Raw genomic sequence first — 14,971 nt, forward strand, 5'->3', positions numbered from 1 at the left:
TTCAAGGCAATCCATTCTCATTTGGCATGTTATATTGTTTCAATATCGCTATTGGAACGCTCTATCATGCCGTCTCGAAGAATCGCCCCCTTGGCTGGCCTGGCCTTGGGTTTGCTGCTCGACCCCGCCTACGCCGAAGACAACACCCTGGAACTCGACACCATCAGCGTCACCACCGACGCCTATGAGTCCGCCACCGGCCCCGTCAAAGGCTATCGCGCCACCCGCTCGGCCAGCGCGACAAAGACCGACACCGCGATTCGTGACATCCCACAATCCATCAGCGTGATTCCCGCGACGGTGCTCAAAGACCTGGGCAGCACCAACGTAGAGCGCGCCCTGGAATTTGCCGGTGGCGTGTCCAAGCAGAACAACTTCGGTGGCCTGACCCTCTACGAATACAGCGTGCGCGGCTTCACCACGTCGGAGTTCTATCAGGATGGCTTCAGTGCCAACCGTGGCTACCCGAGCACACCGGACGCGGCGAACATCGAACGCATCGAAGTGCTCAAGGGCCCCGCCGCCAGCCTCTACGGGCGTGGCGATCCCGGCGGCACCGTGAACATCGTCACCAAGAAGCCCCAGCCTGAAACCTTCACCACCCTGCAAACCAGCGCCGGCAGTTGGGACCGTTATCGCACCGCCGTGGACGTCAATACCCCGCTGGACAGCGAGGGCAAGGTACTGACGCGGGTCAACCTGGCGGTGGAAGACAACCACAGCTTCCGCGACCACGTGCAGAGCAAGCGGGTATTCGTCGCGCCTTCGTTCAGTTGGCAATTGGACCCGGACACCAGCCTGCTGGTGGAAAGCGAATTCGTGCGCCACAGCTCCACCTTCGACCGTGGCATCGTCGACGCTCCCGGTATATCCCGCTCCACCTTCCTCGGCGAACCCAACGACGGCGACATCGACAACCACAACAACCGCATTCAGGCCACCCTCGAACACCACCTCAACGACGCCTGGAAACTGCGCCTGGCCAGCCACTACAAGCAAGGCAGCCTGTGGGGCGACGCCTCGGAAAACCGCGCGCTGAACGCCGACGGCCACACCGTCAACCGCCGCTACCGCGAACGCTCGACGGGTTGGCACGACAGCATTACCCAGCTGGAACTGCGCGGCCTGTTCGACATTGGCAGTTGGCAGCACGAATTGCTGGTCGGCACTGAATACGAGGATTACCGCAAGAAGGAGCGCGTGACCGCTATCGCCGGTAGCCCGTACGCCATCGATATCTACCGCCCGGTCTACGGCCAGCCCAAACCCAACGGCACACGCTCCGGCACCGACTTCTTCGAACAGACCAAAAGCCACGCGCTGAACCTGCAAGACCAGATCATCTTCACTGACCGCCTGCGTGGCATGCTCGGTGCGCGCTTCGAGCATTTCGAACAGAGCATCGACGACTTCACCCGCAACCACGCCAAGAGCCAGCAGACCCACGACGCTTTTACCCAACGCGCCGGCCTGCTCTATCAGCTCACACCGCAGGTCGGGGTGTTTGCCAACGCCTCCACATCGTTCAAGCCCAACAGCGGCCTGGACGCCAACAACAAATCCTTCAAGCCCGAAGAAGGCGTGGGCTATGAAGTGGGAATCAAGAGCGAGCTGTTCGACGATCGCCTCAGCGCCACCCTCGCCGCCTTCCATATCGAAAAGGAAAACGTGCTGACCCTGGACCCGGCCACCAACCTCAACCGCGCCGTGGGCAAGGCTCGCAGCCAGGGTTTTGACCTGCAACTGACCGGGCAAGTGACCGATGCGGTACGGGTGATTGGTGCGTTTGCCTACATCGACGCCGAAGTAACCAAAGGCGATAAAGCCATTCCGGCCGGCAGCCGCATCCTTGGCGTGGCCAAGCGCAGCGGCAGTCTTTTGGGCGTGTATGAGTTTCAGGATGGCGCGTTGCGCGGCTCGGACCTGGGCGCGGCATTCACGTATGTGGGCGATCGTTCCGGTGAGGCCGGCACGAATTTCGAGCTGCCGGCCTATCACACGGTCGATCTGCTGGCGCATTACAAGGCCACGGAGAACGTCACCGTGGGCCTGAACCTCAACAACCTGTTTGATGAGAAGTACTACGAGCGGTCCTACAGCAACTATTGGATCAACCCCGGTGAGCCGCGCAATCTAACCGTCAGTTTGACGCTGAGCCTATAGGGAACCCGGCGCTCTTTCACATAAGGTATTGAGCGCCTTCGCCCACTGTGGATCATCATTCAGACACGGCACCAGCACCAATTCCTCGCCCCCGGCCTCGCGGAACTGCTCCAGCCCGCGATCGCCGATTTCCTCCAGCGTTTCGATGCAGTCGGCGACAAACGCCGGGCACATCACCAGCAGTTTTTTCACGCCTTGCTGGGCCAGGGTTTCCAGGCGCGCTTCGGTGTAGGGCTCGATCCATTTGGCCCGGCCCAGGCGCGACTGGAAGGCCACTGACCATTTATCCTCCGGCAGACCCATGCGCGCGGCAAAGTCCCGCGCGACGCTGAAGCACTGCCCGCGATAGCAGGTGGCGCGCACTTCGGGGGACGCGTTCACGCAGCAATCGGTGGCGCCATCGAAGGTATGCCCAGGGTTGAGTTTTTGCAGATGGCGTTCCGGCAGGCCGTGGAAGCTGAACAGCAGATGATCGTAGTCCTGCTGCAAATGCGGCTTGGCACTGGCCACCAGGGCGTCGAGGTATTCAGGTTGATCGTAGAACGGTTGCAGGGTGGCGAATTGCAGGTCGAGTTTTTTCTCTCGCACCACACGCCGTGCTTCTTCCACCACCGTGGTCACGGTGCTGTCAGCGAACTGCGGGTAAAGCGGCGCCAGGGTGACCTTGCGGATGCCCTGGGCGGCGAGGCGGGTCAGCACGTTTTCAATGGACGGTTCGCCATAGCGCATCGCCAACTCCACCGGGCCTTGGGTCCACTGCGAAGTCATCTGCTGCTGCAAACGACGGCTGAGTACCACCAACGGCGAACCTTCGTCCCACCAGATGGACGCGTAGGCGTGGGCCGACTGCTCGGGGCGCTTGATCAGGATCAGCGACACCAGCAAGCGCCGCACCGGCCACGGCAGGTCGATCACATAAGGGTCCATCAGGAACTGATTGAGGTAACTGCGCACATCGGCCACCGAAGTGGACTTTGGCGAGCCCAGGTTGACCAGTAACAACGCGTGATCCGTCATGCAACATCCTATCTCTAGAGGCGGCTGGACAAGTCGTCCAAGGCCGCGCGCAACTCAGTGAACTGGAAAGTGAAACCGGCGGCCAGCAAGCGTTCGGGCACCGCCTTCTGCCCACCCAGCAACAGGCCAGCCAACTCGCCCAGGCCCACCTTCAATGCAAAGGCCGGCATCGGCATGAACGCTGGACGGTGCAGCACCTGGCCCAGAGTTTTCGCAAACTCGCGATTGCGCACCGGGTGAGGCGCGCAGGCATTATAAGGACCACTGGCATCAGGCTTGTGCAGAAGAAAATCAATCAGGGCGATTTGATCCTTGATATGCACCCACGGCATCCACTGTCGACCATTGCCGATAGGCCCGCCCAGCGCCAGTTTGAAGGGCAGTAACAGCCGCGACAAAAAGCCGCCCTCGGCTGCCAGCACCAGGCCGGTCCGCACCAACACGACACGAATGCCCAAGGCTTCGGCGCGCTGGGCGGTTTCTTCCCAGGCAATGCACAGCTGACTGGGGAAATCGTCCTGCACCGGACCGCTGGCTTCGGTCAATTCCCGCTCGCCGCCGTCGCCGTACCAGCCGACTGCTGAACCGGAAATCAACACTGCAGGTTTTTGCTCCAGACCTTCAAGCCATGCCAGCAAGGTTTCAGTCAGACTGATGCGGCTGCTCCACAACAACGCCTTGCGCTTGTGGGTCCAGGGGCGATCAGCAATGGGCGCGCCGGCCAGGTTAATGACCGCATCCACCGGGCCGATCACCTGTTGCAGGTGTTCGACGCCTGCGACTTGAGCGCCACATCGCTTGGCGACCTGTTCCGGCTGACGACTCCACACCGTCAGCCGATGCCCCTGCGCACGCCAGTGCTGGCAGAGTTGGCGGCCGATCAGGCCAGTACCGCCGGTCAGCAAAATGTGCATGGGATCTTCCTCATGTAACGTTCGCCGCCCCTCACTGGTCTATTTTATAAGCAGCGAGCGTAACGTTGGATTAAGCCTCTGCTTTAACAATAGGTCACGCCGTAAGAACAGGTAAGCCAAAACTTATACCAAAAAACAATATTGTACAGCTATTGGTGTCGGCGTAGTCTGTACCCAACGGTAAAACGAGGCCTCCCATGACTGTTCCCATCGCGATCATCGGCACCGGCATCGCCGGTCTCTCCGCCGCCCGAGCGTTACGAGACGCGGGGCACGTTGTACAACTCTTCGATAAAAGCCGCGGCAGTGGTGGCCGCATGTCCAGCAAGCGCAGCGATGCCGGCTCCCTGGACATGGGCGCGCAATACTTCACCGCACGCGACCGGCGCTTCGTCAACGAAGTGCAACGCTGGCAAAGCAATGGCTGGGCCGAGCAATGGAAACCCCAGCTGTACAACTTCAAGTCCGGCCAACTCACGCCCTCCCCCGATGAACAGATCCGCTGGGTCGGCACGCCGCGCATGAGCACAATCACCCGTGCCCTGCTCGACGACCTGCCGGTGGCGTTCGGTTGCCGTATCACCGAAGTCTTCCAAGGCAAACAACACTGGAACCTGCTGGATGCCGACGGCGAAAACCACGGCCCATTCAGCCACGTGATCATCGCCACCCCAGCGCCCCAGGCCACCGCCCTGCTGGCCGCCGCCCCCAAGCTGGCCAGTGCCGCCGCGGGCGTGAAAATGGACCCGACCTGGGCCATCGCCCTGGCATTCGACAAGCCATTGGATACGCCGATGGAGGGCTGTTTCGTGCAAGACAGCCCCCTCGATTGGCTTGCGCGTAACCGCAGTAAACCGGGACGTGACACCCACCTCGACACCTGGGTACTGCACGCTACCAGCACGTGGAGCAAGGCCCACCTGGACCTGCCCAAGGAGGCGGTAATCGAGCACCTGCATGGCGCCTTCGCCGAATTGCTGCACAGCGCCATGCCCGCGCCGTCGTTCAGCCTGGCGCACCGCTGGCTCTATGCGCGACCGTCCAGCAGCCACGAATTCGGCGTGCTCGCCGATGCCGACCTGGGCTTGTACGTGTGTGGCGACTGGTGCCTGTCGGGCCGGGTCGAAGGGGCATGGCTCAGTGGCCAGGAAGCCGCGCGACGCTTGATCGAACACCTGCAATGAACCGCATCAATCCGGCTAAATTGCTGCTGTCGAAATGGACAGCAGCTCATCCTCGCAACAAAGAAAAACACTTTTTGGTCACCGAACTGTTTCGGGATGAAGAGGGCGTGGTGCTGGAAATCGAACTGCAAGCCGTCATGACCCGGCGCGCCGAACGCTTCACCTGGCAAACCCTGCAAAATGCCGACGCCTGGAAAATCGGCTGGAAATAATTGCCCTGCAAAAAACTTGTACAAAAAAATTGACTTGTACAGCATCGAATCTATGATGGGATTTAGTTGTACAAGATTTAAGCCTTGTACAGGAATCTTGCAGAGGTTCGTTTATGTCCAGCCCCACCAAACCAAAGATCGCCATCAGCGCCTGCCTCCTGGGCGAGAACGTGCGCTTCAACGGCGGCCATAAACAATCCCTGCTGTGCAGCCAGACCCTCGCCGACTATTTCGACTTCGTGCCGTTGTGCCCCGAGGTCGCCATCGGCCTGGGCATTCCACGCGAACCGATCCGCCTGGTGGGCGACCCGGCCCACCCGCAAGCCGTCGGCACGGTGCACCGCGAACTGAACGTCACCCAGCCGCTGGACGATTACGGCCAGCAGATGGCGTCGGAACACACCGACCTGTGTGGCTATATCTTCATGCAGAAGTCACCGTCGTGCGGCCTGGAACGGGTCAAGGTCTACCGCGACAACGGCACCCCAGTCGACGGTGGCGGGCGCGGCATCTACGCCCAAGCCTTTTGCGCGCGTCACCCCAATCTGCCAGTGGAAGAAGACGGTCGATTGAATGACCCTGTGCTGCGGGAAAACTTCCTGACCCGCGTCTTCGTCTACGCCGATTGGCAACAGCTGTTGGCTGAAGGGCTGACCCGCCACCGCCTACTGGCCTTCCATTCACGCTACAAATACCTGTTGATGGCCCACAGCCCGGCGCACTACAAAAGCCTCGGCCACCTGCTGGGCAGCATGACCAAAGAGACCCACCTCGATGAGTTGGCCGCCTGTTACTTCAGCGACCTGATGACCGGCCTGAGCCAATGCGCCACCCGCGGCACCCACACCAATGTGCTGCAACACATCAGCGGTTACCTCAAACAAGTCATCAGTGCCGACGATAAGCAGGAAATGCAGACCGTCATCGGCCAGTACCGCCAAGGCATCGTGCCGCTGGTGGTGCCACTGACCCTGCTCAAGCACCACTTTCGCCAACACCCGGACCGCTACATCGCGCAGCAGGCCTACCTGCAACCGCACCCGGAAAACCTCAGCCTGCGAAATGCGATCTAGACCATGAAAGCTGCCCTGCAAGACGAACCCGGCGAAGACATCGCCCAAGCCCTCGAAGACGGCTGGCTGCCGATCCGCGAGGTGGCGCGCCAGACCGGCGTCAACGCCGTGACCCTGCGCGCCTGGGAACGCCGCTATGGCCTGATCGTGCCCCAGCGCACGCCCAAGGGCCATCGGTTGTTCAGCGCCGAACATGTACAACGCATCCACACCATCCTCACCTGGCTTAATCGCGGCGTGCCGGTGAGCCAGGTCAAAGGCCTGATCGACTCAGCACTCAGCGTTCCCGATGCCGTGGAAAACGAATGGCACACCTTGCGCCAGACCCTGGTGCAGGCCATCAGCGAATTGGCCGAGCGCCGGGTGGATGACGCCTTCAACCAAGCCATGGCGCTATACCCGCCGCGCACACTGTGCGAGCAACTGCTGCTGCCATTGCTGCAGGAGTTGGAACAACGCTGGCAAGGCCAGTTCGGCGCACAGATGGAGCGGGTGTTTTTCCTGTCCTGGCTGCGTAGCAAGTTTGGTGCGCGCATCTATCACAACAATCGCCAGCTGCATGGCGCGCCGCTGCTGCTGGTGAATCAATCCGACCTGCCCTTGGAGCCGCACCTGTGGCTCAGCGCCTGGCTCGCCAGCAGCGCCGATTGCCCTGTGGAAGTGTTCGACTGGCCGCTGCCTGCCGGCGAACTGGCGCTGGCCGTGGAGCACCTGCAACCGCGCGCCGTGCTGCTGTATTCGAGCAAGGCGCTCCACCTGTCGGCCTTCGCAAAACTTTTGAGTGGCGTCAGTTGCCCAAAATTGATGGTCGGACCAACGGTATGCATCCACCAGGCCGAGTTGACCGTATTAACCCAGGACATTCCTGATCTGTTCGTCGCCGAAGAGCTGTTGTCGGCCCACCAGTTACTGATCCAGCGTGGACTCGTTTAAATGCATTTGATCTGGCTGCGCACCGACCTGCGCCTACACGACAACACCGCCCTGGCCGCCGCGAGCCAGCGGGGCCCGATTGCGGCCGTGTACCTGATCACGCCGCAGCAATGGCTGGCTCATGACGATGCGCCGTGCAAAGTGGACTTCTGGCTGCGCAACTTGCAAGACCTGAGCAAGACGCTGGGTGCGCTGAACATCCCCCTGCTGATTCGCACTGCGGCCACCTGGGATCAGGCGCCCGACGTATTGAGCAAACTGTGCCGTGAACTGTCGGTTGAGTCGGTCCACGTCAACGAGGAATACGGTATCCACGAAAGTCGCCGGGACGCTGCGGTGTCCAAGGCCTTGGAAGCCGATGGCGTGACGTTCCACGGCCACCTTGATCAACTGTTCTTCCAACCCGGCAGCGTGTTGACCAAGACGGGCACGTATTTCCAGGTGTTCAGCCAGTTCCGCAAGGTTTGCTACACCCGCCTGCACAGCGCTCTGCCGCGCACGGTCGCAGCACCAAAAGCCCAGGCACCGATCAAGCTCAAAAGCGATCCCGTGCCGAACACGGTCGATGGTTTCGAACCACCCAGCGAAGCACTGCGCGCTCTCTGGCCTGCCGGTGAAGACGAAGCGCGGCGTCGCCTCGACGCCTTTGCCGACCAGCAAATCAGCTACTACAAGGACGAGCGCGACTTCCCCGCCAAGCCCGGCACCAGCCAGCTCTCCGCCTACCTCGCGGCGGGTGTGGTTTCGCCGCGCCAGTGCCTGCATGCCGCGCTGCAAACCAACGGCGGCGAGTTCGAAAGTGGCGACATGGGCGCCATCACCTGGATCAACGAACTGCTCTGGCGCGAGTTCTACAAACATATCCTGGTGGGTTATCCACGGGTGTCGCGCCATCGTGCGTTCCGCCCCGAAACCGAAGCCGTGGCTTGGCGCAACGCGCCCAAGGACCTGGCTGCCTGGCAGGAAGCGCGCACCGGCTTGCCGATCATCGACGCCGCCATGCGCCAACTGCTGGAAACCGGCTGGATGCACAACCGCCTGCGCATGGTGGTGGCGATGTTCCTGACCAAGAACCTGCTGATCGACTGGCGCGAAGGCGAGCGTTTCTTCATGCGCCACTTGATCGATGGCGACCTCGCTGCCAACAACGGCGGCTGGCAGTGGAGCTCGTCCACCGGTACTGATTCGGCGCCGTACTTTCGGATATTCAGCCCGTTGAGTCAGTCGGAGAAATTCGACAGCGAAGGCATTTTCATCAAGCACTGGCTGCCGGAGTTGGCCGCGCTGAATAAAAAAGAAGTGCACAACCCCGAAGCCGTCGGCGGCTTGTTCGGCGTGGCCGACTACCCGCGTTCGATTGTCGACCTGAAAAAGTCCCGCGAACGCGCCCTGGCCGCCTTCCGCAGCCTACCTTCGCGCCAAGCTGTCGGGGGCGAACATGAGTGATTTCCTGCGCCGCTTCGCCCAGGCGTTCGCCACGCTGGACAAGCACAACCTGCATTTGCTCGACAACCTGTACAGCCCGGACATCGCCTTTGCCGACCCGCTGCATGAAGTGCATGGCCTGCCAGCCCTGCACCGCTACTTTGCAGAGCTGTACAGCAACGTCAGCCAACTGCGCTTCGACTTCCACGGTTTCGACCAAGTGGCCGAAGGCGAAGGTTACCTGCGCTGGAAAATGAGTTTCTGCCACCCGCGCCTGGCAGGCGGCAAGGTCATCCGCGTGGAAGGCTGCTCGCACTTGATGTGGCGTGACAAGGTGTACCGCCATCGAGATTATTTCGATGCCGGCGCCCTGCTGTACGAACACTTGCCCGTACTGGGCAGCGTCATCAGTTGGCTGAAAAGGAGAATGGGATGAGCAGCACAGTGCCCCGCCGTTATTGGCTGACCGGCGCCAGCAGTGGCATCGGGGCCGCGCTGGCCGTGGAGTTGCTCAACAGCGGCGCCCATGTAGCGCTGAGTTCCCGCACCAAAGGGCCTCTGGAAGCGCTCGCGCAGCGTTATCCCGGCCAAGTGCTGGTAGTCGCGGGCGATCTGACAAACAGCCAGACCGTGCGCGAGATCGGCGAGCATATCGGTGTGGTCTGGGGTTCGTTGGACACCGTGATTCTCAACGCCGGCACCTGTGAGTACGTGGACGCACGGCAGTTTGACTCATCGATCATCGAGCACGTGGTGCGCACCAACCTGCTGGCGAGCAGTTATTGCATCGAAGCCGCGTTGCCACTGTTGCGCGCAGGGCACACGCCGCACCTGGTGGGTGTCGCCAGCGCCGTGACCTACCTGCCGATGCCCCGCGCCGAAGCCTACGGCGCGTCGAAGGCCGGCCTGCGCTACCTGTTCGAATCCTTGCGCATCAGCCTGTCGCCGGAAAATATCGACGTTACAGTGATCAGCCCGGGGTTTGTCGACACGCCGCTCACCGAACGCAATGACTTCCCGATGCCACTCAGTTGGCCGGCGGACAAGGCTGCGAAGCATATCTTCAACAAGCTGGAAAAGCGTCCTCTGGAGATTGCCTTTCCCGCGCTGTTCATTGCCGCCCTCTGGCCGCTGTCGAAACTGCCGAATCGCGCGCAGTTGGTCATCGGCAAGCGCATGCTGCGCAGCCCACCGCCGAAGAAGGACGACCTGTGAAGATCGCCATCATCGGCAGCGGTATCGCGGGGCTCACCAGTGCCTACCTGCTCAGCCGCCAGCATGAGGTCACGCTGTTCGAAGCGGGCGACCGCATCGGCGGGCATACCCACACGGTCAACGTGACCGTCGAGGGTAAAAGCTATGCGGTGGATACGGGCTTCATCGTATTCAACGACTGGACCTACCCCAACTTCATTCGCCTGCTGGGGCAGATCGGGGTGACGTTCAAACCCACCGAGATGAGCTTTTCGGTGTGCGACGAAAACACTCGGTTCGAATACAACGGCAATAACCTCAACAGCTTGTTTGCCCAGCGTCGCAATATTTTGTCGCCGGGGTTCTGGGGCATGCTGCGTGACATCTTGCGCTTCAATCGCCAGGCGCCGCTCGATCTGCAGGAACAACGCATCAGCGCCGAGATGACCCTGGGCGACTACCTCGACGCCAACGGTTATGGCGAGCGGTTTATCCGCCATTACATCGTACCGATGGGCGCGGCGATCTGGTCGATGTCCCTGGCCGACATGCTGGGTTTCCCCTTGCAGTTCTTCGTGCGTTTCTTCAAGAACCACGGTTTGCTGTCAGTGAGCAACCGCCCGCAATGGTGCGTGATCGAGGGGGGCTCCAGCCGTTACATCGAACCGCTGACCCGCAGCTTTCGTGAACAGATCCGCCTCAATTGCCCTGTGCATAACGTCGAGCGCAGCGACGACGGCGTGGTTATCCACAGCCTGGCCGGCAGTGAGGCATTCGATCGCGTGGTCTTCGCCTGTCACAGCGATCAGGCCCTGGCGTTACTAGCCGACCCGAGCCAGGCCGAACAAGACATCCTAGGAGCCCTGCCCTACGCCGACAACGACGTGGTGTTGCACACCGACACCCGCCTGCTGCCCGACCGCAAACTGGCCTGGGCCAGCTGGAACTACCGGCTGAGCGGCACGGCGCAGAAGCAGGCGGCCGTGACCTATGACATGAACATCCTGCAAGGCATCGACAGCGCCACCACCTTTTGCGTCAGCCTCAACCAGACGCCGATGATCAACCCGCTGAAGGTGCTCGCCCGCTACACCTACGCCCACCCGCAATACAGTCTGGCGGCGGTGGCCGCCCAAGGGCGTCGGGAAGAAATTTCGGGCGTGCGCAATACCTTTTATTGCGGCGCCTATTGGGCCAACGGCTTCCACGAAGACGGCGTGGTCAGCGCGCTGCACGTGGCCCAAGCCTTTGGGGAAACCCTGTGAACAGCGCCCTGTACAGCGGCTGGATCGCCCATCGCCGATTTGCGCCCAAGGCCCATGCCTTTCGCTACCGCATCGGCTTGCTGTACCTGGATTTGAGCGAAGAACACGAAGTGCTTGGCCTTTCGCCCCTGGCCGGGCGTAGCCGCCTGACGCCCTTCGGTTTTCGCCAGCAGGACTACCTGCGTGAATTGACGCGCACCGGCATGAGTTTGAGCGATGCGGTGCGCCAGGAAGTCGGCAAGGCACTGGGGCGTACACCCCAGGGCGTTATCTGCCTACTGACCCAGGCTCGCAGTTGGGGCCTGGCTTTTAATCCCGTGAGTTTCTTCTACTGCTTCGAGGCCGACGGACGTCTGGCCGCGATCCTGTGTGAAGTGACCAACACCCCGTGGCGCGAGCGTTATCACTACGTGCTGCCGGCCCAGGCCCTGGCTGCGGAGGAGCACCAACACTTCGCCGTGGCCAAGGCCTTCCATGTGTCGCCATTCTTGCCGCGCGACCTGGAATACCGCATGAGCTTCAGCCCGCCCGCCGCCAGACTCGGCGTGCATATGGCCGATTGGCAGGGCGAACTGAAAGTCTTCGATGCGACCTTGAGCCTGCAAAAAGAAACGCTCGACCGCGCCAGCCTGCACCGCTACCTGTGGCGTTTTCCCTGGATGACCGCCAAGACGTGTCTCGCGATCTACTGGCAGGCCCTGCGCCTGTTGCTCAAACGCACACCGATTTTTTCCCACCGGGCCGCCGATGGCGCCTCTCGCACCGCAGTCGGGTACACCAAGGATCGCCGCCATGAAATCCCCTAGCTTATCGGTCAAGACCCATCGCCTGAACGTCAACGGCATGACCGCCGCGCTGCTGCGCAAGGCCGTGCTGCGTCAACTCAGCCAACTGCGCCATGGCCAGTTGGTGGTGGTCGAGGACGGCGAGCGGCAAGTCTTCGGCGCACGCGAAGCGCACCTGCTGGGCGAAATCCAGATCCTTGATTCGGCCGTGTGGGGCCTGGTGGCAGCCAACGGTTCTATCGGCGCCGGTGAGGCATTTATCCACGGTTACTGGAGCAGCCCGGACCTGACGGCAGTGGTTCGCGTGATGGTCAGCAACCTCGACGTGCTCGACGCGATGGAAGGCGGCCTCGCTCGCCTGGCCCGTCCGTTCACCCAGGGCCTGCACTGGCTCAATCGCAATACACGCAAGGGCTCGCAGAAAAACATCGCCGCCCACTACGACCTGGGCAATGACCTGTTCGAAGAATTCCTCGACCCGACCATGATGTACTCGGCGGCGCAGTTCCTGACCGCCGATGACACTTTGGAACAGGCGCAACTGAACAAACTGGAACGCATCTGCCAGAAGCTGGCGCTCAAATCGAGCGACCATCTGCTGGAAATAGGCACCGGCTGGGGCAGCATGGCGCTGTATGCCGCGCAGCATTATGGCTGCAAGGTCACCACCACGACCTTGTCCAAGGAGCAGTTTGCCTACACCGAAAAACGCATCGCGGCCTTGGGTTTGCAGGACCAGGTCACGCTGCTGTTGCAGGATTACCGCGACCTTACTGGCCAGTACGACAAGCTGGTGTCCATCGAGATGATCGAGGCGGTGGGCCATCGCTTTCTGCCGACCTACTTCAAACAGTGCGCGCACCTGCTCAAGAGCGACGGCCTGATGTTGCTGCAAGCCATCACCATTCGCGACCAACGCTACGAGCAGGCCAAAACCAACGTCGACTTTATCCAGCGCTACATCTTTCCGGGCGGCGCCCTGCCTTGCGTGCAAAAGATGCTGCAGATCGTCAGCCGCGACACCGATATGAACTTGCTGCACATGGAAGATTTTGGCCTGCACTACGCGCGAACCTTGCGCCTGTGGCATGAGAACTTTCGCCGCGCACACGGCCGCCTTGCAGAATTGGGCTACGACGAATACTTCCTGCGGCTGTGGGAGTTTTACCTGTGCTACTGCGAAGGTGGCTTTATGGAGCGCACCATCGGCACCGCGCAATTGCTGCTGGCCAAGCCGTCCGCGATCAACCCGCCGCTGCTCGGGCGCTTCAGTGCTTAAGACGCTGGCCAACGCCGTGCTGTTTCAGTGCGGTTGGTTTGCGTGTGTGCTCGGCGGTGACAGCGTGTGGCTGCTGGGAGGGCTGGCCGTACTCGCCATTAATCTGCTGTGGATAAGTTCTTGGGCTGAAGACGGCAGGCTGATCCTCTGCGTGACGGTAGTGGGCACCCTGCTGGATACGGCGTTGCGCACGCTGGGCGTGTTTCATTTCACTGAACCGGGCCCGATGATTCCCTTCTGGCTGATCCTGTTATGGGCGTTGCTGGCGACCACGTTGCGCCATTGTTTGGCCTGGAGCGCTCGCCCCTGGTGGCGTGCGGCTGTACTCGGCGCAGTGGGCGGCCCGCTCTCTTACTATGCCGGTAGCCAGTTGGCCGGCGTGCAGTTCGGTTTCGGCCTCACACCCACTATGGCCTTACTGGCGCTGCTGTGGGCGGCGGTGTTTGTAGGCCTGCACCGGCTGGCGCGCTGACGTCTGTCAGTCGTTTCACACCTGCGTCACCCGCTTGCCTTACACTGCGCGCCTATGACCAACATCCCCCACACCCAAATCACCGAACCCGCCGTCACATGCTCGACGTGCGCGGCCTGCTGTTGCCAGCTGGAAGTCATGCTGATCACCGACACCGGTGTGCCGGAACGCTATATCGATACCGATGACTGGGGCGGCGAAGTGATGTTGCGTCTGGACGACGGCTGGTGCGCGGCGCTGGATCGGGACACGATGATGTGCACGATCTACGAGCGACGGCCGCTGATCTGCCGGGAGTTCGAGATGGGAGCGCCGGAGTGCCTGGAGGAGCGGCAGGGGATTGCGACGGCCTATCGCTGATCCCTTGGCTTTTGTAGTGAGCGGGCTTGCCCGCGCGAGGCAAGCTCGCTCACCACAGTTCTTTTTGGGAGTTACAGCGGTAGGGTGTAGTGCACCGAGTAACTCTCGACCCCATCGTTGTTGCTGCTGATGCCCGCGTTGGAATAATGCGTGGCACGAATGCCCACTTCATGTCCGCCCGCAAAGCGCAGGCCGAAACCCAAACGGTCTTCGAACTGGAAAGCCTGGCCGATGTTGTTGTCTTCCACTTTGGTACGCGAGAACACCGCTACGCCAATCCCCGCTTCGATGTACGGCTTGACCTTCTCCCCGGCAAACTCATACACAAACACCGGCGAGAACGACAGGCTGCTGACGCTGGCGCGCTTGTCACCGTCCCAATAGGTGTAGGCGCCGCTCCAGTAGCCGGTCAGTCGACCGGTATCGCTCTGCCACCAGCTTTTGTCCCAGTCCGATGTCAGCCCCAGCCGATAGGTCATGGTCGAATCGCTGGTGCTCCCCACACCGAACTCCAGGCCAGCGGCCTGCGCCGAAACAGAGTGCCCCACTACAGCGGCCGCAATCGCGGCCAAACAGAACAAGCGCTTCATAAGAAACATCCTTTCCAAACGAAGTTATATGGTTTTGTACAGGCTATCTCGCTATAGAAGCTGGCGTGTAGTCAGAAGTTCCAGCTTATAACGCCGGTATTTCAC

General features: G+C 61.2%; 16 protein-coding genes. 13 read left to right on the forward strand and 3 right to left on the reverse strand.

Annotation, left to right across the window (positions count from 1 at the left end; all coding sequences use genetic code 11):
- Positions 1–66 precede the first annotated feature (66 nt).
- Entirely contained in the window at positions 67–2,163 is a 2,097-nt protein-coding gene (locus tag ACP7BX_RS05865; RefSeq protein ID WP_426128068.1) for a TonB-dependent siderophore receptor, read from the forward strand.
- On the opposite strand, the gene hemH is transcribed toward ACP7BX_RS05865, so the two are convergent.
- A complete protein-coding gene (gene hemH, locus ACP7BX_RS05870; RefSeq protein ID WP_426128066.1) occupies positions 2,158–3,180 on the reverse strand; it encodes a ferrochelatase in 1,023 nt (340 codons plus the stop codon). The genes ACP7BX_RS05865 and hemH overlap by 6 nt on opposite strands.
- Before the next feature lie 14 nt (positions 3,181–3,194).
- On the reverse strand, positions 3,195–4,094 hold the full coding sequence (locus ACP7BX_RS05875; RefSeq protein WP_426128064.1) for a TIGR01777 family oxidoreductase: 900 nt from the start codon (positions 4,092–4,094) through the stop codon (positions 3,195–3,197).
- Between the two features lie 197 nt (positions 4,095–4,291).
- On the opposite strand from ACP7BX_RS05875, the gene ACP7BX_RS05880 reads away from it, so the two are divergent.
- The 12 genes from ACP7BX_RS05880 (at position 4,292) to ACP7BX_RS05935 (ending at position 14,276) form a co-directional block, all read left to right on the forward strand.
- Positions 4,292–5,278 carry an NAD(P)/FAD-dependent oxidoreductase gene (locus ACP7BX_RS05880; protein ID WP_426128062.1) on the forward strand — a complete coding sequence of 329 codons (987 nt, stop codon included), beginning with the start codon at positions 4,292–4,294 and terminating at the stop codon, positions 5,276–5,278.
- Positions 5,275–5,490 (forward strand): TIGR02450 family Trp-rich protein, encoded by a 216-nt coding sequence (locus tag ACP7BX_RS05885; protein ID WP_038845743.1) that lies wholly within the window; start codon positions 5,275–5,277, stop codon positions 5,488–5,490. Before ACP7BX_RS05880 ends, ACP7BX_RS05885 begins: the two co-directional genes overlap by 4 nt.
- Positions 5,491–5,603: 113 nt before the next feature.
- Positions 5,604–6,563, forward strand: coding sequence for a DUF523 and DUF1722 domain-containing protein (locus tag ACP7BX_RS05890; protein WP_314533493.1), 960 nt, complete (start codon positions 5,604–5,606; stop codon positions 6,561–6,563).
- Between the two features lie 3 nt (positions 6,564–6,566).
- Complete coding sequence (locus ACP7BX_RS05895) at positions 6,567–7,496, forward strand: MerR family transcriptional regulator (RefSeq protein WP_177111371.1); 930 nt, start codon at positions 6,567–6,569, stop codon at positions 7,494–7,496.
- The gene (gene phrB, locus ACP7BX_RS05900; RefSeq protein WP_426128060.1) at positions 7,497–8,942 is read left to right on the forward strand and encodes a deoxyribodipyrimidine photo-lyase; all 1,446 of its coding nucleotides are present in this window, start codon (positions 7,497–7,499) and stop codon (positions 8,940–8,942) included.
- Positions 8,935–9,357, forward strand: a complete 423-nt coding sequence (locus ACP7BX_RS05905) for a nuclear transport factor 2 family protein (protein WP_033896974.1) — start codon at positions 8,935–8,937, stop codon at positions 9,355–9,357. The genes phrB and ACP7BX_RS05905 overlap by 8 nt, the downstream gene beginning before the upstream one ends.
- Positions 9,354–10,136: an SDR family NAD(P)-dependent oxidoreductase gene (locus ACP7BX_RS05910; protein ID WP_133074806.1), complete on the forward strand. Its 783-nt coding sequence runs from the start codon at positions 9,354–9,356 to the stop codon at positions 10,134–10,136. The genes ACP7BX_RS05905 and ACP7BX_RS05910 overlap by 4 nt, the downstream gene beginning before the upstream one ends.
- Positions 10,133–11,380, forward strand: a complete 1,248-nt coding sequence (locus ACP7BX_RS05915) for an NAD(P)/FAD-dependent oxidoreductase (protein ID WP_426128057.1) — start codon at positions 10,133–10,135, stop codon at positions 11,378–11,380. Before ACP7BX_RS05910 ends, ACP7BX_RS05915 begins: the two co-directional genes overlap by 4 nt.
- Positions 11,377–12,186 carry a DUF1365 domain-containing protein gene (locus tag ACP7BX_RS05920; RefSeq protein ID WP_426128055.1) on the forward strand — a complete coding sequence of 270 codons (810 nt, stop codon included), beginning with the start codon at positions 11,377–11,379 and terminating at the stop codon, positions 12,184–12,186. Before ACP7BX_RS05915 ends, ACP7BX_RS05920 begins: the two co-directional genes overlap by 4 nt.
- Positions 12,173–13,444 carry a class I SAM-dependent methyltransferase gene (locus ACP7BX_RS05925; protein ID WP_426128053.1) on the forward strand — a complete coding sequence of 424 codons (1,272 nt, stop codon included), beginning with the start codon at positions 12,173–12,175 and terminating at the stop codon, positions 13,442–13,444. The genes ACP7BX_RS05920 and ACP7BX_RS05925 overlap by 14 nt, the downstream gene beginning before the upstream one ends.
- The gene (locus ACP7BX_RS05930) at positions 13,437–13,916 is read left to right on the forward strand and encodes a DUF2878 domain-containing protein (RefSeq protein WP_426128051.1); all 480 of its coding nucleotides are present in this window, start codon (positions 13,437–13,439) and stop codon (positions 13,914–13,916) included. Before ACP7BX_RS05925 ends, ACP7BX_RS05930 begins: the two co-directional genes overlap by 8 nt.
- 54 nt (positions 13,917–13,970) lie before the next feature.
- Complete coding sequence (locus tag ACP7BX_RS05935) at positions 13,971–14,276, forward strand: YkgJ family cysteine cluster protein (RefSeq protein WP_056859129.1); 306 nt, start codon at positions 13,971–13,973, stop codon at positions 14,274–14,276.
- A 71-nt stretch (positions 14,277–14,347) separates the two neighbouring features.
- Here the strand turns inward: ACP7BX_RS05935 and ACP7BX_RS05940 are convergent, their stop codons facing one another.
- On the reverse strand, positions 14,348–14,866 hold the full coding sequence (locus tag ACP7BX_RS05940; protein ID WP_038842863.1) for an acyloxyacyl hydrolase: 519 nt from the start codon (positions 14,864–14,866) through the stop codon (positions 14,348–14,350).
- Between the last annotated feature and the right edge of the window lie 105 nt (positions 14,867–14,971).

The sequence above is a fragment of the Pseudomonas sp. DWP3-1-3b3 genome, assembly GCF_049896305.1.
GTDB classification, from domain to species: Bacteria; Pseudomonadota; Gammaproteobacteria; order Pseudomonadales; family Pseudomonadaceae; genus Aquipseudomonas; species Aquipseudomonas azotoformans_A.